The sequence below is a fragment of the Thiomicrospira microaerophila genome (assembly GCF_000934765.1).
Classification (GTDB): Bacteria; Pseudomonadota; Gammaproteobacteria; order Thiomicrospirales; family Thiomicrospiraceae; genus Thiomicrospira; species Thiomicrospira microaerophila.
Genome location: NZ_JYNN01000002.1, coordinates 18,861 through 41,359 on the forward strand (window position 1 = coordinate 18,861; position 22,499 = coordinate 41,359).

Sequence of the window (22,499 nt, forward strand, 5' to 3'; positions counted from 1 at the left end):
TCATGCAAGTCTATTTGGTGGGGGGTGCGGTGCGCGATGCGCTGCTCGATATTCCGATTAAAGATCGGGATTGGGTCGTGGTCGGCGCGCAGGCTGATGATTTGTTAGCACTCGGCTGTAAACAGGTTGGGGCCGACTTTCCGGTTTTTCTGCATCCGCAAACCCATGAAGAATATGCATTGGCGCGCACGGAGCGTAAGTCAGGGCGCGGTTATCATGGCTTTGAGGTGAATGCATCCCCTGAAGTGACTCTTGAGGAGGATTTGTTACGCCGTGATTTAACCATTAATGCCATGGCGCTTTCGAATAGTGGCGAGTTGATTGACCCTTATGGCGGTAAACAGGATTTGCAAAACAGGGTTTTGCGTCATGTGTCCCCTGCGTTTATGGAGGACCCTTTGCGGGTGTTGCGGGTGGCGAGATTTAAAGCACAACTTGCCCCCTTTGGCTTTCAATTAGCGGATGAAACCCATGATTTATTGTGTGAGATGGTGCGTCAGGGCGAGTTAAGTGATTTAGTGGCTGAGCGTGTTTGGCAGGAAATGTCTAAAGCCTTAATGACAACCAGGCCTGGTTTGTTTTTTGCCTGTTTAAAAGATATTGGTGCCTTGTCTGTATTGTTTCCCGCGCTCGATAGCTTGTTTAAGGTTCCGCAGTCTGAAATGCACCACCCGGAAGGCGATGCAGGCGTGCATACCTTGATGGTGCTGGATGCCGCCGCCAGCTTGTCCGATTCACTGGATATTCGTTTTGCGGCATTGGTGCATGACCTGGGTAAAGGCATGACACATCCTTCTTTTTGGCCCAAGCACCCCGACCACGAGCAGGCCGGTTTACCGATAGTGGAAGAATGGGGGCGTTTGTTTAGGGTGCCTAAGTCAACCTTACAGTTAGCTTTGCGCGCGACAGAGTGGCATGGCTGGATTCATCGCGGGGGCTTGTCGATGTCGTTGACGGATATGCTTAAAGTGTTGAAGGGCTGTGATGCGTTTCGTCAGCCTGACAAGTTTGAGCAGTTGTTGACCGTGTGTGAGGCTGACCATTTAGGGCGCAAAGGATTTGAGGATCAGCCCTATGTGCAAAAGGATTTTTGGCTGGGTGCGCTAGATGCCTGTAAAAAAGTAGATCCTTCTGTGCTAGCCGCTGATGGCTTGAGCGGTGAAAAAATGGCGCAGGCGATTGAGCAGCAACGTTTGGCGCGCTTAGATAATTTCAAGACACAGCTGGTGTTAATGGCTAAGTCGGCCGAGCGCGATTAAATGATGGATAATGCGAAATTAACACGGCTTGCTACCTATGCCGCGGTGGCGGTGGCTTTGACTTTGATTCTTGTGAAGCTGGTGGGTTGGTGGGTAACTGACTCCGTATCGATTTTGGCTTCATTATTGGATTCAATGCTCGATGTATTAGCCTCGGTAATGATTTTAATTGCGGTGCGGTATGCACAGGTGCCGCCTGATAGCGAGCATCGCTTTGGTCATGGCAAGGCAGAGCCTTTAGCGGCGCTCGCGCAGAGTGTCTTTATTGCTGGCTCAGCATTCTATTTGTTTATTTATGCCGCTGAACGTTTTTTTAATCCTCGCCCGGTTGAGCAGGTAGGTTTGGGGTTAATGATTATGGTGTTTTCATTAATCTTGACTTTGGTGTTGGTTGGTTTTCAACGTTATGTGGTGCGACGCACGCAGTCAACCGCGATTAAAGCCGATTCACTGCACTATATTTCCGATATTGCCGCCAATGGCGTGGTGATTGTTGGTTTGTTGTTGATGGTCTGGGGTTTGGATTGGGTTGATCCGGTTTTGGGCATGCTGATTGCGTTGGTGATTGCATGGAGCGCTTTTAAGTTAGCCAAAGAGTCGGCTAACCAATTGCTCGATATTGAATTGCCGATTGAAATGCGCGAACAGGTGCAACAGATTATTCGAAGTCATCGGGGTGTTGAGGGGTTTAATGATTTACGTACCTATCGCTCAGGCCCCAATATTTTTATTCAGGTGGATTTAGAACTCGACGACCGTATGCCATTGGTCAAAGCGCATTTAATTGCCGAAGAAGTGACGGATAGAATCAAACAAGCGATTCCACAAGCCGATGTGATTATTCATCAAGAACCGGTAAGTTTACGTTCAGACCCCCAGCACCATCAATGGGGACAGGAATAAACGCTAAATAGCACAACCAGGCCTGGTTGTGCTATTTAGCGTTTCAGAAAGCGTTTAAATACCTGTCTTTAAAGAGGTTTTTTGAAGCTAAACGCACCGCGAATTTGCCCGACTTGATAGCCTGTTGCCTTGTCATTTGGGTAGGCGTCCAGAATCTTTTGTTTTACAGCGGGTGAAATATCAGTGCCATGGCAATGTAGACAAGGCTGGTTTTCACCAATCATCACGGCGCGTATGTAACGATATTCGGCTTTTCCGCCATCATGCACAATCGCACCGTGTTCGAAGGTTTTTGGGTCTTCTCCGGCCGCCAGTTGGGCTTCAAAGCGCTGCAGCATAATCCGTTCCCAAGCATCGGGTTCAGCGTTCGGGGCTCTGTTTTTCATGCTGACGCGATTGATGTCCCAATTGGATTCTTTAGCAATTTGGCGTGCGATTTCGGGGGCTTTGGTCTTGCAGACTTCGATGGCCTCGACCGGCCCGCCCGAGCGCATCGCTTGGCCCAGTGCGGGTTGCAGTTGACCACCAAATTGTTTGACCAATTCACGTGCTTGTTGCAGGTTTTCATCAGCATGGCTGATCGGGCTGAGTGCCAGACCTAGTGAAGCGATAAGTAGGCTAAGTTTCTTCATGTTATTTATCTCCAAGCGTTGTCGTGGTTAACTAAAATCTTAAATTACCACATTCAATCCTAATCCTTTGCCTAAAATCTGTCAAAATATTGTTTTAAAATAATTTAGCATTTTGTATAGGTCTCCTTATATGTCAATCAAATCTCGCGCACTCAAACTTTTGCTTCCTTTGGTGATTGTGGTGTTGGCTGTTGCTGGCTTTCAGTATTTGAAGAAAACCAAGCCGCAAACGCCACCGGCGCAAATTCAAGAGCGCGCTTGGACGGTCGAGCTGATGAGTTTGCATCCTGCTGATTGGCAGCCTGAGGTGGTGTTGTATGGCACGGTGGCCAGTCATCAGCGCATTGTATATCAAGCCCCCTTGGCGGCACAGCTAAGCGCGATGCCGATTAAGGCGGGTCAGGCATTTAAACAGGGTGAGTTGTTATTTGCCTTGGATCAAAAAGAAATCGATTTGTATCGTGTCAACGCGCAAGCAGAACGCAGTGAAGTGCAAGCGCAATTGCAAGCTGAGCAAAAGTTGCAGCAGGTTGAACGTCAGCGGCTTACAAAAGAGCAGGCGTTGCTTGCCTTGCGTCAAGCGGAGTTTAAGCGTAACCAAGATTTGCAACAGCGAAATTTAGCCTCAGAATCGAATGTCGATCAAGTGCGTGATGCGTTGGTGCGTCAAGAGCTAGCGGTAATGAATAGCCAGCTGGCGATTGATCAGCAGCAAGCAAAAATAGCGCAACTTAACGCGCGGCTGGCAAAAGCAGAGGTTAATTTGGCGCGCACAGAATTATCGATTAACCGCTCTGCCCAAATTGCGCCTTTTGATGGCCGGGTGTTGGCGGTGCATGCCGCTGAAGGCGAGACTTTGGCTGCCAATGCTCGAATTTTAGAGGTCTATCCCTTAAATAGCTTGGAGCTAAAAGCCAAGCTACCTGTCGCTTATCGTGAAACGGTTGAGCAGGCGCTTAATACGGGTTTATCCGTGCAGGCGCAGTTCACCCAGTTTGGTGAATCTTTTTATTTGACTCTAGAGCGGTTGGCGGGTGAAACCAGCGCGTCGGGTATTGAGGCTATTTTTAGCCTTGATAGCGATTTGGTCGCCAGGCCTGGTGATCTTTGGTCGATTAATTTGCAATTGCCTAAATTGTCCTCGGTTTATGCGGTGCCTTATAGCGCGGTGTATGGCAATCAGCAGGTGTATGTGGTGGAAGACAATCGTTTAGTGCGTCGTGATATTGCGTTGTTGGGTGAAGTCAGCCACCAAGATCGCAAGTGGGCGCTAGTTAAGGGTGATTTACAAGCGGGCGAGTCGTTGAGTATCACGCGTTTACCGAATGCCATCAGTGGGCTGTTGGTCAAACCACAAATGGCTGATGCGATGCGAGGTCAGCCATGAGCGCCCTGAGTTTTAAACAACACGGCATTATTGGCGTATTCACTCGTCACAAGGTGGCGGCTAATCTGGTGATGGTGTTGATGATTTTATTGGGGGTGGTGGCGCTGTTCAAAATGAACGTGCAGTTTTTCCCCAGTTTTAATTTGGATTATGCGCAGGTGCGGGTGATATGGCCGGGTGCGAATGCGCAGGACGTGGAATCTAGTGTCACGGATCCGGTAGAAAGAGTGTTGCGTAATATTGAAAATCTCGATGAAATGACCTCAACTTCCTCGTTGGGTGTGTCGGTGGTGACGCTGAAGTTTATCGAAGGCACCAATATGATTGAGGCGGTCGATCAAGTGCGCCAGCGTGTTAGTGAGTTGCGCAATTTGCCACAGGATATCCAAAGCCTTACAGTGGAGCGGATTACGCGCTATGAGCCTGTGGCAAAAGTGCTCGTGTTGGGGCAGGAAGGCGAAGAGGCGCAGCTACGCACATGGGTGCGCGATTTTGAAAGAGATTTATTAGCGCGCGGCATTGATAAAGTCGATTTTCGCGGGCGGCCTGCTGAGGAAATGGCGATAGAGTTGGACTTGCAGCAGATTGCGCATTATGGCCTAGGTTTTGATCAGGTGGCGAGTCAAGTTGCTGGGTTGAGTCGTGATCTCCCCGCAGGGCGCATGGGGGATAGCGATAGCGCGCGCGATATTCGGGCCATAGAGCAACAGCGTGATATTCAGGGTTTTGCGGATTTGCCGATTAAGGCGGGGGCGAATGAGCATTTGCGCCTTGGCGATCTGGCGGAAATTAGTTTGCGTCCCGTGCGTGATTCGGCCTATTTAAAAGTGGACGGTCGCCCCGCGATTGAAATGGCACTGCAGCGCGCAGAGTCAGGTAATACCCTCACCTCGTCACGTATTATGCAGGCCTGGTTGGATGAAACACAACCAGGCCTGCCAGCCGGCATTGAGCTAAAAGTCTATGATGAAACCTGGTCACTGGTTAAAGACCGTATTATGCTGTTGGTGAAAAACGGGGTTGGCGGTCTGATTCTTGTCTTGTTGATTTTGTATATTTTTCTCAATGGTCGGGTGGCGCTTTGGGTGGCGATTGGTATTCCCGTTTCGTTTATGGCCACCTTGATGGTGCTCTATTTAGGCGGCGGCAGCATTAATATGATTAGCCTGTTTGGTCTGATTATGGCGCTGGGGATTATTGTCGATGATGCGATAGTGGTCGGCGAAGATGCGCTTAGTCATTACGAACAGGGCGAGGGTGCGATTGAGGCTGCCGAAGGCGGAGCTCGACGGATGTTTACGCCGGTGATGGCGTCCTCCTTAACTACGATTGCGGCGTTCTTGCCCTTAATGTTAATCGGCGCGGAAATTGGTGCGATTTTATTTGCGATTCCGATGGTGATTGTGGCGGTTATTTTGGTATCACTAGTGCAGTGTTTCTTGGTGCTGCCAGGTCATTTGCGGTTTGGTTTAAGCTGGGGGCGAAAAAATGGACGCCCCATTGAAGATGCGCGCTGTCTGCGTTGTCGTTGGGATAGGGCATTTTTATCTTTCCGTCAAAATCACTATCGCCGTTTGATTCGTTCGGTATTAGCGAATCGGGCCACCACCTTGGCGGTGGCGTTTGGTTTGGTGTTATTGACCGTCGGTTTATTAGCCGGCGGGCGCTTAGGTTTTACGTTTTTCCCCGCACCCGAGGGCAATAAAATTAATGCCTCTATTCAGTTTGTCGCCGGCACAGATCAAGCGGTAACGGCCAAATTTGTTGAACATGTTTATCAAGCCTTGCGCGACACGGAAGCGGCGCTAGAACCAGGCTTAATTGATACCGCTGTAGTGGCGTTCAATCAAGGCTCTGGTGGTTCTGGCTCGGTGTTTGGGCAGGTGAATGTTGAGTTAATCGATCCGGATCGACGTCACACCCGTAACGCGACCTTTGTTCGTGAATGGCAAGCGCGCGTGATACCCCATCCAGGGTTAGAAAACTTTAATATCGTAGCCCAAACGGGCGGACCGCCTGGTCGTGATATTCAGGTGCAATTTAGCGGTGCGGCGCCGGCACTATTAAAACAAGCTTCGCTGGATTTTCAGCAAGCCTTGGATGATATTCCGGGGGTTAGTGGTGTGTCCGATGACTTGCCTTTTGGGCGCGAACAGCTAATTTTTAAAATGACCCCTTACGCGCATGCACTAGGTTTTAGTTATGGCGCCATCGGTTCACAACTGAGTTCGGCGTTTTCAGGGCGCTTGGCTCAAATTTATACGCTGGGCGAAGATGAAATTGAAGTGCGGGTCATGTTGCCGCGCGAACGTCAGGCACAATTGGCCATTTTGAATGAAATGCAGCTCACCAGTCCAGCGGGTCAACAAGTTCCGCTAAGTACGCTAGTGGATTGGCAAACCCAGCAAGGATTTGATGTGATGCGTCACTACAATGGTCAGTTAGCGGTGACGGTGTTGGGTGATGTTGATCGAGCGGTCAATAACGCGAATCGGATTTTGGCGGGTTTGCAGCAGGATGTGTTGCCGCAAATTATGGCGGACTATGGCGTCAGCTATAGTTTTGAAGGCACGGCGCGTAACCAGCAAAAAACCATGGCCGATATGTTAATGGGCTTACTCATCGGCTTGGTACTGATTTATATTATTTTGGCCTGGGTGTTTGAGTCGTATGCATGGCCAATTATTGTGATGTTGGCGATTCCGTTAGGATTGGTCGGCGCGATTTTGGGTCATTATTTTTTAGGTATTGGCTTAACCTTGCTGTCGATGTTTGGATTTTTTGGGCTGGCCGGTATCGTTGTAAACAACTCGATTATTCTTGTCAGCTTCTATAAACGCCTGCGCGAAGAGGGGATGGCGATAAATGAGGCTCTAGAAGAAGCCTCTGTTCAACGCCTTCGTGCTGTTTTGGTGACAACCTTAACCACCGTAGCAGGCTTAACACCTTTGCTGTTTGAAACCTCCTTGCAAGCGCAGTTTTTAATCCCAATGGCCGTGTCGATTGCATTTGGGTTGCTGTTTGCTACTTTGTTGATTTTGTTGCTTATTCCCGTGATACTGTCGTTGTATGAAGGCATGGTAAATAAAGTGTCATCTAAACAAGTTTCGGCCTAATGTATCATAATGACCTGTTAGGGCCTTGTGCATTTTGTAAGGCAGTCTGGTTACAAAATGCAAGCCCGCTTTCAATACTTTGTTTTTGCGAATTTGTTGCATGACTTGAAGATTTTCTCATTTTAAGCGACAATAGCAGACTGTTATTTCTGAAAAAGTCTTTTTTCATTCGACACGCTTTTCAGAATCCCGAATTTTTTCAATATTGAGGTAGTTGATATGCCAACTCGTAGAGAACTCGCTAACGCCATTCGTGCGTTAAGCATGGACGCAGTACAAAAAGCAAAATCAGGACATCCAGGAGCCCCTATGGGCATGGCGGATATAGCCGAAGTCTTGTGGAACGGCCACATGAAGTACAACCCAAAAAATTCAAACTGGGCAGATCGTGACCGTTTTGTATTATCTAATGGCCATGGTTCGATGTTGATTTACTCCTTACTTCATTTGACAGGCTTTGATTTGAGCATGGATGACATCAAACAATTCCGTCAATTACATTCAAAAACCGCAGGTCACCCAGAGTATGGTTATGCCGATGGTATCGAAACCACTACCGGCCCATTGGGTCAAGGCGTGACTAACGCCGTAGGTATGGCGATTGCAGAGCGTACTTTAGGTGCACAGTTTAACCGTCCTAACTTCCCAGTTGTGAATCACCATACTTATGTATTCATGGGCGATGGTTGCTTAATGGAAGGCTTGTCGCATGAAGCTTGCGCAATGGCCGGTGCATTAGGCTTAGGCAAGCTTTGTGCATTCTGGGATGACAATGATATTTCTATCGACGGTCATATTGGCGAGTGGATGGAGCAAGACGTATCTGGACGCTTTGAATCCTATGGCTGGCACGTCATTCGTGGTGTAGATGGCCACAATGCAGAAGCCATTGATGCGGCAATCCAAGAGGCCAAGTCAATTCAAGACAAACCAACCCTAATTTGTACCCGTACCACCATCGGTTTTGGTTCGCCAAACCTATGTGGGACGCATGACTGCCATGGTGCGCCACTAGGCGACCAAGAAATTGCCCTAACCCGTGAGAACCTAGGCTGGAATCATGCGCCTTTTGTAATCCCGGAAGAGATCTATGAAGGTTGGGATCACAAAGCAAAAGGCGCGGAAGAGGAAGCGGCATGGAACGAAATGTTCGCCGCCTATGAAAAAGAGTTCCCAGAACTCGCGTCAGAATTCAAGCGTCGTATGTCAGGTGAGCTACCGGCTAACTTTGAAGTCGAAATGGATAAGTTTATTGCTAAAGTGCAAGCCGATATGCCAAATATCGCATCACGTAAAGCCTCACAAAACACCATCGAAGCCATGGGGCCCTTATTGCCTGAAATGTTCGGCGGCTCTGCTGACTTAACGGGTTCTAACCTAACTAACTGGTCTGGAACGGTTAAAGTAAACAAAAACAATGCTAACGGTAACTACATCTCTTGGGGTGTGCGTGAGTTTGGTATGGCACACATGATGAACGGTATGGTTCTTCATGGTGGTTTCAAAGTTTATGGCGCCACCTTCCTAATGTTTATGGAATTCATGCGCAACGCATTACGTATGTCAGCGCTAATGAAAATCGGCACTATTTATGTTTACACCCATGACTCGATTGGTCTAGGTGAAGATGGCCCGACGCATCAGCCAGTAGAGCAAATCGCTACCATGCGCATGATTCCGCGTTTCCAAACTTGGCGTGGTTGTGATGCCATCGAGTCAGCGGTGTCTTGGAAAGTGGCGATGATGCGTGCAGAAGCACCAACCGCTTTAGTATTCTCGCGTCAAAACTTGACGCCAATGCCACGTACGCCAGAGCAGGTTAAAAACATCGAGAAAGGTGGTTATGTTCTTAAAGATTGCGATTGCGCGGGTGCATGCCAAGCGGATTTAGTGATTATCGCAACAGGTTCAGAAGTTGAATTAGCGGTTAAAGCAGCTGATGCATTAACCGAACAAGGTAAAAAAGTACGTGTAGTTTCTATGCCATGCCCTGACATGTTTGATACCCAAGACCAAGCTTACAAAGACTCGGTATTGGTGCCAGGCGTAAAACGCCTTGCAGTTGAAGCTGGGGTAACAGATTACTGGCGCAAATACGTTGGTTTAGAAGGCGATGTTGTCGGTATCGACACCTTCGGCGAATCAGCGCCAGCAGGTGAGTTGTTTAAAGAGTTTGGTTTCACGGTAGAAAACGTGGTCTCTAAAGCACAAGCCTTAATCGGATAAGTTGAATTTAATTTTAAATACAGCCCATAGTTTGGGCACGATATTGGACGCAGTGAAAACCTGCGTTCAGTTTCACAAATAGGAGAAAGCTATGACAATTAAAGTTGGTATCAATGGTTTTGGTCGTATCGGCCGTATGGCGTTTCGTGCGGCAGCAAAAGATTTTCCAGGTATTGAAGTGGTTGCGATTAACGACTTATTAGATCCAGAATACCTTGCCTATATGTTGAAATATGATTCTGTTCACGGTAACTTCCAAGGTGATGTTGCGGTGGAAGGTAATAACATGGTTGTAAACGGTAAAAAAATCCGTTTAACAGCTGAACGTGATCCTGCGAACTTGAAGTGGGACGAAGTTGGCGTTGATCTTGTAATCGAGTGTACGGGTTTCTTCTTAACTGAAGATTCTTGCCAAGCGCACATTCAAGCTGGCGCGAAAAAGGTAGTTCAGTCTGCACCTTCTAAAGATCATACCCCAATGTTTGTTTATGGCGTTAACCACAACGAATATGCAGGTCAAGCGATTGTTTCAGCCGCTTCTTGTACCACTAACGGTTTAGCACCTGTTGCAAAAGTATTAAACGACAACTTCGGCATTAAGCGTGGCTTGATGACAACGGTTCACGCAGCAACGGCAACGCAAAAAACCGTTGACGGCCCATCTTCAAAAGACTGGCGCGGTGGTCGTGGTATCCTAGAAAATATCATCCCATCATCAACCGGTGCGGCTAAAGCCGTGGGTAAAGTACTACCTTCATTAAATGGCAAGCTAACAGGCATGGCGTTCCGTGTACCTACTTCTGATGTATCTGTTGTAGATTTGACCGTAGAGCTAGACAAAGAAGCGTCTTACGACGATATCTGTAAAGCGATGAAAGCCGCTTCTGAAGGCGAAATGAAGGGTGTGCTAGGTTATACTGACGAGTCTGTTGTTTCTACTGACTTCCGTGGCAACCCGCATCCGTCTATCTTTGATGCAGGCGCAGGTATTGCGCTAGACGGTACTTTCGTTAAAGTTGTGGCTTGGTATGACAACGAATACGGCTATACTTGCAACATGATGCGCGTTGTTGAACACGTAAGCAAATAATAAGGAGCCGAGTATGTCTTTTATTCGTATGGCTGATTTGGATCTAAAAGGTAAGCGCGTATTAATTCGTGCCGACCTGAACGTTCCAGTAAAAAATGGTGTAGTGACTTCTGATGCACGTATTCGCGCGTCAATGAAAACCTTTGAAGCGGCGATGAATGCGGGTGCAAAAGTCATGGTTATGTCTCACCTTGGACGCCCTGTAGAAGGTGAGTTTTCGGAAGAAAACTCATTAGCCCCTGTTGCGGCTAACCTTTCTGAAAAGCTAGGCAAAGACGTTCGTTTAATCAAAGACTACCTAGGCGGTGGTTTTGATGTGGCGGATGGCGAACTCGTTCTACTTGAAAACGTTCGTTTCAATGTGGGTGAAGGCAAGAACACGGAAGCATTGTCTAAAAAGTATGCGGCATTGTGTGACGTATATGTAATGGATGCCTTCGGTACTGCTCACCGTGCTCAGGGTTCTACTCATGGCGCAGGCGTTTATGCACCGGTTGCATGTGCAGGACTCTTGTTAACTGAAGAACTTGATGCCTTAACTAAAGCATTGAAAGAGCCAGCACGTCCTTTAGTGGCGATTGTCGGTGGTTCTAAAGTATCTACTAAGCTAACCGTGCTTGAGTCATTATCTACGGTGGTTGACCAGTTGGTTGTGGGTGGCGGTATTGCTAACACCTTCATCAAAGCGGCTGGTCACAATGTAGGTAAGTCACTGTGTGAAGATGATTTGGTTCCTACTGCAAACAAATTGAACGAAATCATGAACGGCCGTGGTGCATCAATTCCTTTAGCACAAGACGTGGTAACGGGTAAGCAGTTTTCTGAGACAGCGGTAGCTGAAACCAAAGACGCATCCGATGTGGCTGACGATGACATGATTTTTGATATCGGTCCTAAATCAGCCGCAGAGTTAGCTGAAATCATTAAAAACGCCGGTACGGTTGTTTGGAATGGTCCAGTTGGCGTATTTGAGTTTGATCAATTTGGCGGTGGTACCAAAACGATTGCGAATGCCATTGCTGAATCCAATGCCTTCTCAATTGCAGGTGGCGGTGATACGCTAGCGGCAATTGACAAGTATGGCATTGAAGATCGTGTGTCTTATATTTCAACCGGTGGTGGTGCATTCCTAGAGTTCTTGGAAGGCAAAAAACTACCTGCGGTAGACATGCTAGAACAGCGCGCGAAGTAAGCGTGTTAACTAACCAGGCCTGGTTATTCAGGTCTGGATTTTTTATTATTTTGGCTTAAGGTAAGTAACAGGGTGTCTCGGGAAGTAAATTGCTGAATTAGACCGGATGGGTCTTTTCCCCAACAAGGGGATCAGTTTATTTTGCGAGCCATCTTACTGAGCCTAAGCCCTTTCATTTATATAAAAAGGATATTGCTTTACTATGAGTTCATTAAGAAGAACAAAAATTGTAGCCACACTAGGACCAGCCACGGATCGCCCTGGTGAGATTGAGCGTATTATTAAAGCCGGTGTTGATGTCGTGCGTATTAATATGTCGCATGGTTCGGTAGAGGACCATCTAAAACGCGCTGAGTTTATTCGTGAAACAGCCACTAAACTTAATCGTGAAGTGGCTATTTTGGTCGATTTACAAGGCCCTAAAATACGGGTTGCACGCTTTACTTCGGGCGTCGTTGAGTTAACTGAAGGTGACAAGTTTGCATTAGATAACAATGTTGACCCTTTGAACGGTAATCACGAAGAAGTCGGTTTAACTTATAAAAACCTGCCTTATGACGTAAAGCCAGGCAATTTATTATTGCTTGATGATGGCCGTATTGTAATGAAGGTCGATCAGGTAGTGGGTGAGCGTGTTGAATGTACTGTAACTGTCGGCGGAAAATTATCTAATAATAAGGGTATTAACTTGTTGGGTGGTGGGTTGTCAGCCAGTGCGCTAACTGAAAAAGATAAAGAAGATATCGTGACGGCGGCTAAAATCGATGCCGATTACCTTGCTTTGTCTTTCCCTCGTTCAGCCGCAGATGTAGAGTATTGCCGCAGCCTGGCTCAGCAGGCAGGTTTAACTTGTGGCATTGTATCTAAAATTGAACGTGCTGAAGCCGTGGCGGATGATGAAACTCTAGATGGTATTATTCTTGCCTCTGATGTTGTAATGATTGCCCGGGGTGATCTGGGTGTTGAAGTAGGTGATGCGCAATTACCGGCTATCCAGAAAAAAATTATTAAGCGTGCACGTCAGTTAAACCGAGTTACGATTACCGCAACCCAGATGATGGAAACCATGATCGAAAACGCGATTCCGACTCGCGCTGAAGTATTTGATGTAGCCAACGCCGTGATGGATGGAACTGATGCGGTGATGTTGTCGGGTGAAACCGCTACAGGTAAATTCCCACATTTAGTTGTTGATGCTATGGCGCGTATTTGTCACGAAGCTGAAAAGAACCGTTCAACACGTCATTCACAACATCGTATTGATGAATATTTTAGTGCCGTTGATGAAACCATCGCGATGGCCACGATGTACGCGGCCAACCACTTTAATGTGAAATGTATTGCTGCGCTTACTGAGTCAGGTAATACACCCTTGTTAATGTCACGTATTAGCTCGGGTATGCCGATTTTTGCGCTTACTCCACATAAATCAACGCGCCGTAAAGTTTGTATGTATCGTGGTGTCTATCCATCGATTGTGGACTACACAGGTCTGACTGACGATGAAGTGCAGCAAAATGTACTAAAACAGTTGAAAACCTTTGGTATTGTTGCTGAAGGGGATTTGGTCATTTTGACACGCGGCGAACAGCGTGGCAATATGGGTGGTACAAACCGTCTTGAGATAGTCAAAGTACCTTAGTTGGTACTTTGAGTTTTAAGTTAATTTTTTAAAACCAACAAAGGAGTATCGCAGATGGCGATGATTACACTTCGTGAATTAATGGATTACGCAGCAGAACACCAATTTGGTATGCCAGCGTTTAACGTCAACAACATGGAACAAGTTCGCGCGATTATGCGTGCAGCGGCAGCGGTTGACTCTCCCGTTATTCTTCAGGGTTCAGCAGGCGCACGTAAGTACGCCGGTGAGCCAATGTTACGTCACATGGTGGCGGCAGCGGTTGAAATGTACCCACATATCCCAGTTGTAATGCACCAGGATCACGGTTCTGACGTTGGCGTATGTCTGCGTGCAATCCAATCTGGCTTTACCTCGGTGATGATGGATGGTTCTTTGATGTCTGACATGAAAACCCCTGCCTCTTATGAGTATAATGCAGGCATCACCGCAGAAGTTGTTAAAATTGCACACGCTGGCGGTGTATCGGTTGAAGGTGAGCTAGGTTGTTTAGGTTCACTAGAAACCGGCATGATGGGTGAAGAAGACGGTCACGGTTCTGATGAAAAACTTGATCATTCAGCGCTACTGACTGATCCAGAAGAAGCGGCGCAGTTTGTTAAAGACACGAATGTTGACTGCTTGGCCGTAGCCGTAGGTACATCACATGGCGCTTACAAGTTCACTTCTAAGCCTTCTGATGATGTATTGAAAATTGATCAAATCCGTAAGATTCATGAGCGCATCCCGACTACTCACCTAGTTATGCACGGTTCTTCTTCAGTTCCTGAAGAATGGTTGAGCATCATCAACAACTACGGCGGCGATATGGGTCAAACTTACGGCGTACCGGTTGAAGCGATTGTTGAAGGCATCAAGTATGGCGTGCGTAAAGTAAACATAGACACCGATCTACGTATGGCCTCTACAGGTGCGATTCGTAAGCACTTGTCTGAAAATCCATCAAATTTTGATCCACGTAAATTCTTCAAAGCAGCAGAAGATGCGATGATGGAAATCTGTAAAGCACGTTTCGAAGCATTTGGTTGTGCAGGTCATGCTTCTAAGATCAAAGCGATCGGTCTAGAAGAAATGCAAGCGCGTTATGCATCAGGTTCGTTGAACCAAGTGGTAAGATAAACTAGATTATTCTAGTTTATAAAGAGCCCGAGCTTGTCTCGGGTTTTTTTATCCCGCATGTTTAACTAGGCCTCTTGCAAAATGAGATACGGGTTTATGGTGTTTATTCCTTTTTTACTGAGGTTTATTTGGCTTTTACTGGTGGCATTTTGTTCGTAAATGCAAACCGATGATTGGCGTTTTGCAAGAGGTCTATTCCCCGCTTTTCGATAATATACGATAATAGGTCTTAATATCAGGTAGAGTGCTAAGTTATTGATTTTATATTATTTGTGGCATAAAAAAAGCCCACATAAGCGGGCTTGATTTAGTGTTCTGGTGGCTACACCGTCTTCCAAACTTTGTCTTTAAAAGCCTTGTTTTAAAGGGTTTCAGGCATATCAATTTCTTCAAGCACGTATTTAAGCACGTAAAATTGTTGTTCGCAATGTTTTTTAGGTAAAAAGAATGTTTGAATCCTAGTTCGGGATTCAAACATAAGACCCATATAACGATGCTTAATACTTAATAAGGTCTTGCGTTGAAACAGCAGGGTATTTTTGAAAAAGTGGGTTTAATTGACCTAGCCACTCTTCACCAAGACCAATCTGACCAAGAAAATAGGCTAATATAATTGACAAGCTATCAAAACTTTCTGGTGCAGTGAAGTGAATATTTTTACTCTTATAGTGGCTGGGCTTTACTCGAATTGGTGAGAAGAGAATTTGACTATGGTGTGCAGCATGATTTCTTAACACTGTTAAAGCATGCAGCCAAGAACGAAACACTTCTGGTTGATCAATGCCAAACTTCATTGAAATGGCTTTGCGATCTGTTGGTTGATTTAAAACTGAATAGGTTTTTGACCAGAAACCAAATGAAACAACTTCACTAATAGCCCAGCTAGGTGGAAGTTCGGGGAATTCGTAATATTTGTAGTAATGGCTTATAAATTCACGGTTATGGGCTTTTGCTGTATCTTTATTGAGCGTTTTGACTATTTTTTCATGTGACCACTCTCGCGTTTCATTAAAAATAGAGGGATTTAAAAACCAATGCGCCCCATGCTTTAAACTCAGAACATTAGACATGCTTGCTCTGACCGCGACTTCAATTCGATCGATCGCATTGATTACCAATAGCCTTAATTCTCGATCAAATTCGTAATATTGCCTTAGTGTGTCGAAGCTAAATTCGTCTGTAAATTGCTTTGTTTCTGAATTTATTCTATGGTAAAGATAGCCTTTTAGGCGGTATGCTCCAACAAACTGAAAATAGTGCAAAGCCAATTCATACTCAGTATCAACAACAACTAACCCTTGTTGAATAAACTTTTTTAGTAGTTTTTCCGGCGTTAAAGCTTGTTTGTTAAAAACACTTCGTGAGGACATAATTTTCATTTATTGGATTGATGGATACAAAAAACCCGCCTTTTGCACTTCTGATTGAACAGAACCCTGACCGAAGCCAGGAAGTGTGGCGGGTATGTTGCTTTTAATTCTATCCATAATAACTAGACGAGTCAATTATTTTGACCACAATTAGCAGGTTTTCAATGCGCTTTTGCGTGAGGCAATAATAAATAGGCAATGGCATAGCACTCGAACCGTCAAGGCGGTGAGGCAACATTTGATTTAACAGTATACGTGCTCGAAATCTAATTTTGCGTGCTAAACACGTAGAAAGCACGTAAAAAGTTTTGAGTTTGTATGAAATCAAATGAGACGCAGTGAAACAACGTGATAGCGAAAAGCCCCTATTTACAAGGGTTTTCAAAGATCTTATGAGCTTTATGAAAGCTCGTGAAGCAGGAATTTGGTGGCTACACCGGGATTCGAACCTGGGACCCCATCATTATGAGTGATGTGCTCTAACCAACTGAGCTATGTAGCCAAAGATGGCGGTATTATAGTTAATTAAATCTTTGTGTCAAGTTTTTTGCTTAAAATTTCTATGAAGTATCAGGGTTAATAGTAACCAGGCCTGGTTGTTATTCTTTTTTGTCGGCGAGCTTTCTTAGGTTGTCGTTTATTTTAAATAGCACGATGAGCAGCTCGCACCAGATTCTGACGCCGAGGGCACCAAATAGGATAATCATTAGGCCAAAGAAAAAGTTTTGTGCAATCATGGTGCCGATACCGGATAGCACGACGCCGGTTAATAGTAGCCAGTAGACGGCGGTGATGATTTTGGGTGTGAGCATGGCATCGAAAAAGAAGATGGATTTAAACATGGGGTTTGTCCTTGTTGGGTTGTTGGCGTTTGATCGTCAGTATGCTAACCCCTATCATGACGAAAATAAAGCCAAATAGATGCGATAGGGTAAAGGGTTCGGCAAGAATCCAGACGGCAAGCCCGACGGTAAATAGCGGGCCAAGGCTGCCGATGATGCCAGTTTGTGCTGGGCCAAGTCGTGCGATGGCTTCGGATATCATGAAGCTGGGGATGACGGTGCTGAAGAGGGCGAGTAAGAAAGTCCATAGCAGTATGTCGGCATTGAGATTGAAGTTGTTGAGATCAAGGGTGATGCCAAAGTAGATAATAACCCAGAGGCAGGCGGCGAGCATCGCCCAGCTGGTGAACCATAGGCTGCCGACTTGGGCAATGATGTGGCGGCTAAAAAGTACATAAAATGCAAAGCTAAACGCGGCTAGGGCGACTAGCAGGGTGCCGAGGGCAACGCCTTCGCCGCCAAAGCGGGCTTCTTGGGCGTAGATGAGCCAGATGCCGATGTAGGAAAAAGCGAGTGCAAAAATGATTTTTCGGGTTAGGGGTTGTTTGAAGAACAGGGCGCCGAGTATCGCTACCATAATCGGGTAGGTGAAGAGTGTAAGGCGTTCGAGTTGGGCGGAAATAAGCTCTAGCCCGAGCAGGTCTAGCCATGAGGATAAGAAGTAGCCGATAAAGCCGAGTGCGATGAGTTTTAGCCAAAGGCTGAGGGGTTGTTGGCGGCCTTTGGTGGGGTTTTTGTGCCAGAGCCACCAGGCGATGAGCGCATACACAGGCAGTGCAAAGCTCATGCGCAATAGCATCACGCTGTCGGCATCGGAGCCGGCGTTGTAGGCGAGTTTGATAAATATGGATTTCACTGAAAAAAGCAGTGTCCCGAATACGGCTAATAAGAAACCTATCCAAAAGTGTTGGCGTGTCAAGCTGGTGTCTCGCTTAAAAGGGGCTATTTTAACCCGGATGTTTCATAAAGTTCACGCGCCCTCGCTTGTCTATTGATTCCCCAGCACGTTTTTCTCAGTCGGCTGTATGAATAACTACAGCGCTCCTTCGAAAAAAGCACTGGGAAACCAATATCCTGCGCGATCATCACGCGAATTTATGAAACATCAGGGTTAAGAGCTTAGGTTTTTTATTGGCTCTATAGCAAAACTTTCATTTAATTTAGACTTGTGTTTTGTATAATGCAGGTTCTTAAAAGTATTTTTTTCACGCGGTAACAAGGAAGCGCTGGCATATGAAATTTCGTTTTCCCGTCGTCATTATTGATGAAGATTTTCGTTCTGAAAACGCCTCAGGGTTGGGTGTTCGTGCATTGGCCGAAGCCATTGAAAAAGAAGGCTTAGAAACTCTGGGGGTAACCAGTTTTGGTGATACGGCGATGATTGCGCAGCAGCAAAACCGTGCATCTTGTTTTATTCTGTCGATTGATGATGATGAGTTTGCCGTTGAGGATCTGAAAGACGATGCGATCGCAAAATTGCGTTTGTTTGTCGGCGAGATTCGTCATCGCAATGCGGATATTCCGATTTTCTTGTATGGTGAGACACGCACTTCACGCCATATTCCGAATGATGTATTAAAAGAGCTGCATGGCTTTATTCATATGTTTGAGGATACGCCGGAGTTTGTGGCGCGCCATATTATCCGTGAAGCCCGTGTGTATCTTGAAGGACTGCCACCGCCCTTTTTCCGCGCATTAACCGCTTATGCCGCCGATGGCTCATATTCTTGGCATTGTCCAGGGCATTCAGGTGGTGTGGCGTTTTTGAAAAGTCCGGTAGGGCAGATGTTTCATCAGTTTTTCGGCGAAAATATGTTACGCGCCGATGTGTGTAATGCGGTGGATGAGCTGGGGCAGTTGTTAGACCACACGGGCGCGGTAGCCGCATCGGAGCATAATGCGGCGCGAATTTTTGGTGCGGATCATTTGTTTTTTGTGACCAACGGAACATCAACCTCAAATAAAATCGTTTGGCATGCGAATGTCGCGGATGATGATATTGTGGTAGTGGATCGTAATTGTCATAAGTCGGTATTGCATTCGATTATTATGACGGGTGCGGTGCCGGTATTTTTGATGCCAACCCGTAACCACTTTGGCATTATTGGGCCGATTCCTAAATCTGAGTTTGATCCTGCGATGATTCGTCAGAAGATTAAGGCGAATCCGTTAGTAAAAGATGTGAATGCGAAGCCGCAAATGTTGACAATTACCCAGAGCACTTATGACGGTATTTTGTATAACGTTGATACGATCAAGAAAATGTTGGGTGAGTCGATTGAGAACTTGCATTTTGACGAGGCCTGGTTGCCCCATGCCACCTTCCATGAGTTTTATAAAGGGATGCATGCGATTGGGCGTGATACCAATCGTTCGGAAGGGCCGATGGTGTATGCGTGTCAGTCAACTCATAAGTTGTTAGCGGGTTTGAGTCAGGCGAGCCAAATTTTGGTTCAGGAGTCTGATAAGCGAGTGTTGGATCGTGGACGTTTTAACGAAGCTTATTTAATGCATGTATCGACCAGCCCACAGTATTCAATTATTGCCAGTTGTGACGTGGCCGCCGCGATGATGGAGCCCCCAGGCGGGCCCTCGTTGGTGGAGGAGTCGATTGCGGAAGCATTGGATTTCCGTCGTGCGATGCGCAAGGTGGATGAAGAGTTTGGTGATTCATGGTGGTTTAAGGTTTGGGGGCCGGATGAATTAGCGGAAGAGGGCATTGGTGAGCGCGATGATTGGATGCTGCGTGCGGATGATGATTGGCATGGTTTTGATAATGTGGTCAACAACTTCAATATGCTGGATCCGATTAAGGCGACAATTATTACCCCAGGCCTGGCGGTCAATGGTAACTTCTCTGATAACGGAATACCGGCAGCGATTGTGACCCGTTATTTGTCAGAGCATGGGGTTATTGTTGAAAAAACCGGGCTTTATTCTTTCTTTATTATGTTCACGATTGGGATTACCAAAGGCCGCTGGAATACCTTGGTGACCGCCTTGCAGCAATTTAAAGACGATTATGATCGTAATATGCCGTTATGGCGCGTTTTACCAAAGTTTATTGCTAAGTACCCGCGTTATGAAAAAATTGGTCTGAAAGACTTGTGTGATGCGATTCATGGTATGTATCGTGAAAACAATGTCGCGCGTTTAACCACTGAAATGTACACCTCGCACATGGAGCCGGCGATGAAGCCAGCGGATGCTTATGCGATGATGGTGCACAATAAGATTGAGCGTGTTGAAATTGATGATTTAGAAGGGCGTATTACTTCGGTGTTGCTGACCCCTTATCCACCGGGTATTCCGTTGCTGATCCCAGGTGAGCGGGTGAATAAGAAGATTTTAGATTATTTGCGTTTTGCTCAAGCCTTTAACCAAAAGTTTCCTGGTTTTGAAACCGATGTGCATGGTTTGGTGCAAGAGGAAAAGGATGGCAAGTTGGTTTATTCGATGGATTGCGTGAAGGTTTAACGCTTTACACGCTTGGTTAAAGCCCGCAGTTGCGGGCTTTTTTCTGTCACTTTAAAACGCGGGCTCGGTGATTCGCGGTTTTTACTCAATTAATTGGGTTATCAGGAGTAAAATTTTGGCATTATTTAAAACAGGTTCGATGATGCTCAATTTTAAGTTTAAGCTGATTGCTTTGTCCTTGGTGTTTGGTCTGCTGCTGGTGATGGGCACGGTGACCACCAATCATATTATGCTTAAAAACAGCTTGATTGAGTATGTGGATCAGCGCGATCAACAGCATCTAAAGCGGATTAAAAACAATATCCAGTTTGTTCTTGAAGAAAAGGAGCAGACTGATATGAGTATGATCGATGTGGTGACCTGGAAAAAAATTGTCACTGTCTCAACGCGCGTCGATTTCACCGAAACCTTTGTGCCGGTCGATATGTTCTTGCAGTACCCTTTTTCTGAATTCAAACAGCGACATCCTGATTTAGCTGAGCAACGATTAAGCTTGGTGGATACAAATCAGCTTTGTGTTTTTGGGCGGCCAACAGAAGAAAAAACGCTGTATATTCCGATTGAAATTAATAATCAAACGGTTGGCTATATTGGTTACAGCCACCGTGCGGAGTTAACTGAAGCCATTGATATCCAATTAGCGGAGCGCCAGCGGGTTTTACTGACCGTTGGCGCGATTATCGTGGTGTTGTTATCGGGCTTGTTGCTCCTGCCGTTTGGTCATTATTTTATCAAGCCGATTGAATCGATTACCGAAGGCATGCGCCAACTAACCTCAGGGCATTTTGATACCCGATTAGAGGTGAGCCGCCGTGATGAAATTGGTCAGTTGCAACAGGATTTTAATCAGCTGGCGATTAGTCTGGAGAAAAACCTAGAAAGCCGCAATCAATGGATTGCGGATATTTCCCATGAGTTGCGCACCCCCTTAACCATATTGCGCGGTGATATCGAAGCGCTGCGCGATGGTGTGCGCCCGCTGAATAACGATAATTTGGATTTGTTGCACAGCGAGGTATTGCACCTTAACCGCTTGGTGGATGACCTTTACCAAATCACACTGAGCGATGTCGGGGGCTTGCAGTACCAAATGGTGCCGTTAGAATTTGGTGTATTGTTAAAGCAGACGCTGGAGCCATATCATTATGTTGCCAGCGAAAAGGGTTTGAAGTTAAAACTGAATTTGCCGAAAGAGCCGATTAAAGTTTGCGGCGATGCGGATCGTTTGCAGCAGATGGTTACTAACCTGATTAATAACAGTATTGCTTACACGGATGCACCGGGTCAAGTGAAGGTGTCCTTGTTCAAAACCAATAAACAGCTTAAACTGGTGTTTGAAGATTCATCACCCTCGGTGAGTGATGAGGCACTAGGGCGATTGTTTGAGCGTTTTTATCGTGCCGAAGCTTCACGCAACCGGCGCTTTGGCGGTGCGGGTATTGGATTAGCGTTAGTGGAGCAGATTGTTCAGGCCCATCAGGGAACGATCAGTGCAGATAAAAGTCCGATGGGTGGGCTATTGATTCAAATTGAATTACCTTTATAGGAGTGGGCAGGATGAATATTTTAATTATTGAAGACGAACAACGCATTGCGGACTTATTGCGCGATTACTTGAAAATGAACGACTATCAGGTTTCTCATTTGAATACCGGTGTGAATGCGGTCGATACGATCAAACAAATCCAACCCGACTTGGTACTGTTGGATATTATGTTGCCTGGCGTGGATGGCTTAGAGATCTGTAGACAAGTGCGTAAAACATCCCAGGTTCCAATTATTATGGTCTCGGCAAGGGTTGAGGAGTTAGATCGCATTTTGGGGCTAGAGATTGGGGCTGATGATTATATTTGTAAGCCCTTTAGCCCACGTGAAGTCGTTGCTCGCGTTAAAGCGGTGTTACGTCGTCATTATGAGTTGCAAGCGCCAACCGATTGGTTACTCGATGAATCGCGTTCACAAGTGCAGTATCAACAAAAAAGTGTGGCTTTGACTTCGGTAGAGTTTGCGTTGTTTCATGTGTTGTTTGAACATCCAGGACAAATTTTTTCGCGTAGCCAATTGATGAGTCGTATCTACCATGATGGCCGGGTGGTGTCCGATCGCACAGTCGATAGTCATATTAAAAAATTACGCCAAAAACTTCACCAGGCCTGGCCAGACGATGAAGTGATTCACTCCGTTTATGGTATTGGCTATAAGTTTGAAATTTTAGACGAAGACGAGCGCCACGCAGACGCTTAG

Annotated in this window: 16 protein-coding genes and 1 tRNA gene; 12 read left to right on the forward strand and 5 right to left on the reverse strand. The window is 46.2% G+C overall.

Annotated elements, in window-relative coordinates; genetic code table 11:
• Positions 1-2: 2 nt before the first annotated feature.
• Both NA59_RS01120 and NA59_RS01125 read left to right on the forward strand, forming a co-directional pair.
• Complete coding sequence (locus tag NA59_RS01120; RefSeq protein WP_044406702.1) at positions 3-1,259, forward strand: multifunctional CCA addition/repair protein; 1,257 nt, start codon at positions 3-5, stop codon at positions 1,257-1,259.
• A 3-nt stretch (positions 1,260-1,262) separates the two neighbouring features.
• Positions 1,263-2,162: a cation diffusion facilitator family transporter gene (locus NA59_RS01125; protein WP_044407088.1), complete on the forward strand. Its 900-nt coding sequence runs from the start codon at positions 1,263-1,265 to the stop codon at positions 2,160-2,162.
• Positions 2,163-2,230: 68 nt separating this feature from the next.
• Here NA59_RS01125 and NA59_RS01130 read toward each other — a convergent pair whose 3' ends face one another.
• On the reverse strand, positions 2,231-2,794 hold the full coding sequence (locus tag NA59_RS01130) for a Tll0287-like domain-containing protein (protein WP_044406704.1): 564 nt from the start codon (positions 2,792-2,794) through the stop codon (positions 2,231-2,233).
• A 130-nt stretch (positions 2,795-2,924) separates the two neighbouring features.
• Between NA59_RS01130 and NA59_RS01135 the strand changes: the two genes are divergently transcribed.
• The 7 genes from NA59_RS01135 to fba all read left to right on the forward strand — a co-directional run bounded on the left by NA59_RS01135 (position 2,925) and on the right by fba (position 14,566).
• Entirely contained in the window at positions 2,925-4,181 is a 1,257-nt protein-coding gene (locus NA59_RS01135; RefSeq protein WP_044406707.1) for an efflux RND transporter periplasmic adaptor subunit, read from the forward strand.
• Positions 4,178-7,297 (forward strand): efflux RND transporter permease subunit, encoded by a 3,120-nt coding sequence (locus tag NA59_RS01140; RefSeq protein ID WP_044406711.1) that lies wholly within the window; start codon positions 4,178-4,180, stop codon positions 7,295-7,297. The genes NA59_RS01135 and NA59_RS01140 overlap by 4 nt, the downstream gene beginning before the upstream one ends.
• A 219-nt stretch (positions 7,298-7,516) precedes the next feature.
• Entirely contained in the window at positions 7,517-9,523 is a 2,007-nt protein-coding gene (gene tkt / locus NA59_RS01145; RefSeq protein ID WP_044406714.1) for a transketolase, read from the forward strand.
• Positions 9,524-9,614: 91 nt separating this feature from the next.
• The gene (gene gap, locus NA59_RS01150; RefSeq protein ID WP_044406716.1) at positions 9,615-10,613 is read left to right on the forward strand and encodes a type I glyceraldehyde-3-phosphate dehydrogenase; all 999 of its coding nucleotides are present in this window, start codon (positions 9,615-9,617) and stop codon (positions 10,611-10,613) included.
• Positions 10,614-10,626: 13 nt separating this feature from the next.
• Positions 10,627-11,805, forward strand: coding sequence for a phosphoglycerate kinase (locus NA59_RS01155; protein ID WP_044406718.1), 1,179 nt, complete (start codon positions 10,627-10,629; stop codon positions 11,803-11,805).
• Between the two features lie 202 nt (positions 11,806-12,007).
• On the forward strand, positions 12,008-13,447 hold the full coding sequence (gene pyk, locus NA59_RS01160) for a pyruvate kinase (RefSeq protein WP_044406721.1): 1,440 nt from the start codon (positions 12,008-12,010) through the stop codon (positions 13,445-13,447).
• Positions 13,448-13,501: 54 nt separating this feature from the next.
• On the forward strand, positions 13,502-14,566 hold the full coding sequence (fba, locus tag NA59_RS01165; protein ID WP_044406724.1) for a class II fructose-bisphosphate aldolase: 1,065 nt from the start codon (positions 13,502-13,504) through the stop codon (positions 14,564-14,566).
• Between the two features lie 497 nt (positions 14,567-15,063).
• On the opposite strand, the gene NA59_RS01170 is transcribed toward fba, so the two are convergent.
• From NA59_RS01170 to NA59_RS01185, 4 genes are all read right to left on the reverse strand, one after another.
• On the reverse strand, positions 15,064-15,936 hold the full coding sequence (locus NA59_RS01170) for an Abi family protein (protein WP_232504004.1): 873 nt from the start codon (positions 15,934-15,936) through the stop codon (positions 15,064-15,066).
• A gap of 425 nt (positions 15,937-16,361) precedes the next feature.
• Positions 16,362-16,438 (reverse strand) — tRNA-Met (locus NA59_RS01175).
• Positions 16,439-16,535: 97 nt separating this feature from the next.
• Positions 16,536-16,778, reverse strand: a complete 243-nt coding sequence (locus NA59_RS01180; protein WP_044406727.1) for a DUF4282 domain-containing protein — start codon at positions 16,776-16,778, stop codon at positions 16,536-16,538.
• Positions 16,771-17,697, reverse strand: coding sequence for a DMT family transporter (locus tag NA59_RS01185; RefSeq protein ID WP_052501368.1), 927 nt, complete (start codon positions 17,695-17,697; stop codon positions 16,771-16,773). Before NA59_RS01185 ends, NA59_RS01180 begins: the two co-directional genes overlap by 8 nt.
• Before the next feature lie 314 nt (positions 17,698-18,011).
• On the opposite strand from NA59_RS01185, the gene NA59_RS01190 reads away from it, so the two are divergent.
• The 3 genes from NA59_RS01190 to NA59_RS01200 all read left to right on the forward strand — a co-directional run bounded on the left by NA59_RS01190 (position 18,012) and on the right by NA59_RS01200 (position 22,499).
• Positions 18,012-20,255 carry an arginine/lysine/ornithine decarboxylase gene (locus tag NA59_RS01190; protein ID WP_044406733.1) on the forward strand — a complete coding sequence of 748 codons (2,244 nt, stop codon included), beginning with the start codon at positions 18,012-18,014 and terminating at the stop codon, positions 20,253-20,255.
• A gap of 115 nt (positions 20,256-20,370) precedes the next feature.
• On the forward strand, positions 20,371-21,801 hold the full coding sequence (locus NA59_RS01195; protein ID WP_232504005.1) for an ATP-binding protein: 1,431 nt from the start codon (positions 20,371-20,373) through the stop codon (positions 21,799-21,801).
• Between the two features lie 11 nt (positions 21,802-21,812).
• Positions 21,813-22,499 carry a response regulator gene (locus NA59_RS01200; RefSeq protein ID WP_044406736.1) on the forward strand — a complete coding sequence of 229 codons (687 nt, stop codon included), beginning with the start codon at positions 21,813-21,815 and terminating at the stop codon, positions 22,497-22,499.

Bases quoted from the DNA above. Each gene is read 5' to 3' on its own strand.
- NA59_RS01155 (WP_044406718.1), top strand. From the start codon at position 10,627: ATGTCTTTTATTCGTATGGCTGATTTGGATCTAAAAGGTAAGCGCGTA.
- NA59_RS01180 (WP_044406727.1), bottom strand. From the start codon at position 16,778: ATGTTTAAATCCATCTTCTTTTTCGATGCCATGCTCACACCCAAAATC.
- NA59_RS01200 (WP_044406736.1), top strand. From the start codon at position 21,813: ATGAATATTTTAATTATTGAAGACGAACAACGCATTGCGGACTTATTG.
- NA59_RS01190 (WP_044406733.1), top strand. From the start codon at position 18,012: ATGAAATTTCGTTTTCCCGTCGTCATTATTGATGAAGATTTTCGTTCT.
- NA59_RS01125 (WP_044407088.1), top strand. From the start codon at position 1,263: ATGGATAATGCGAAATTAACACGGCTTGCTACCTATGCCGCGGTGGCG.
- pyk (WP_044406721.1), top strand. From the start codon at position 12,008: ATGAGTTCATTAAGAAGAACAAAAATTGTAGCCACACTAGGACCAGCC.
- NA59_RS01135 (WP_044406707.1), top strand. From the start codon at position 2,925: ATGTCAATCAAATCTCGCGCACTCAAACTTTTGCTTCCTTTGGTGATT.
- gap (WP_044406716.1), top strand. From the start codon at position 9,615: ATGACAATTAAAGTTGGTATCAATGGTTTTGGTCGTATCGGCCGTATG.
- tkt (WP_044406714.1), top strand. From the start codon at position 7,517: ATGCCAACTCGTAGAGAACTCGCTAACGCCATTCGTGCGTTAAGCATG.
- NA59_RS01120 (WP_044406702.1), top strand. From the start codon at position 3: ATGCAAGTCTATTTGGTGGGGGGTGCGGTGCGCGATGCGCTGCTCGAT.
- NA59_RS01140 (WP_044406711.1), top strand. From the start codon at position 4,178: ATGAGCGCCCTGAGTTTTAAACAACACGGCATTATTGGCGTATTCACT.
- fba (WP_044406724.1), top strand. From the start codon at position 13,502: ATGGCGATGATTACACTTCGTGAATTAATGGATTACGCAGCAGAACAC.
- NA59_RS01130 (WP_044406704.1), bottom strand. From the start codon at position 2,794: ATGAAGAAACTTAGCCTACTTATCGCTTCACTAGGTCTGGCACTCAGC.
- NA59_RS01170 (WP_232504004.1), bottom strand. From the start codon at position 15,936: ATGTCCTCACGAAGTGTTTTTAACAAACAAGCTTTAACGCCGGAAAAA.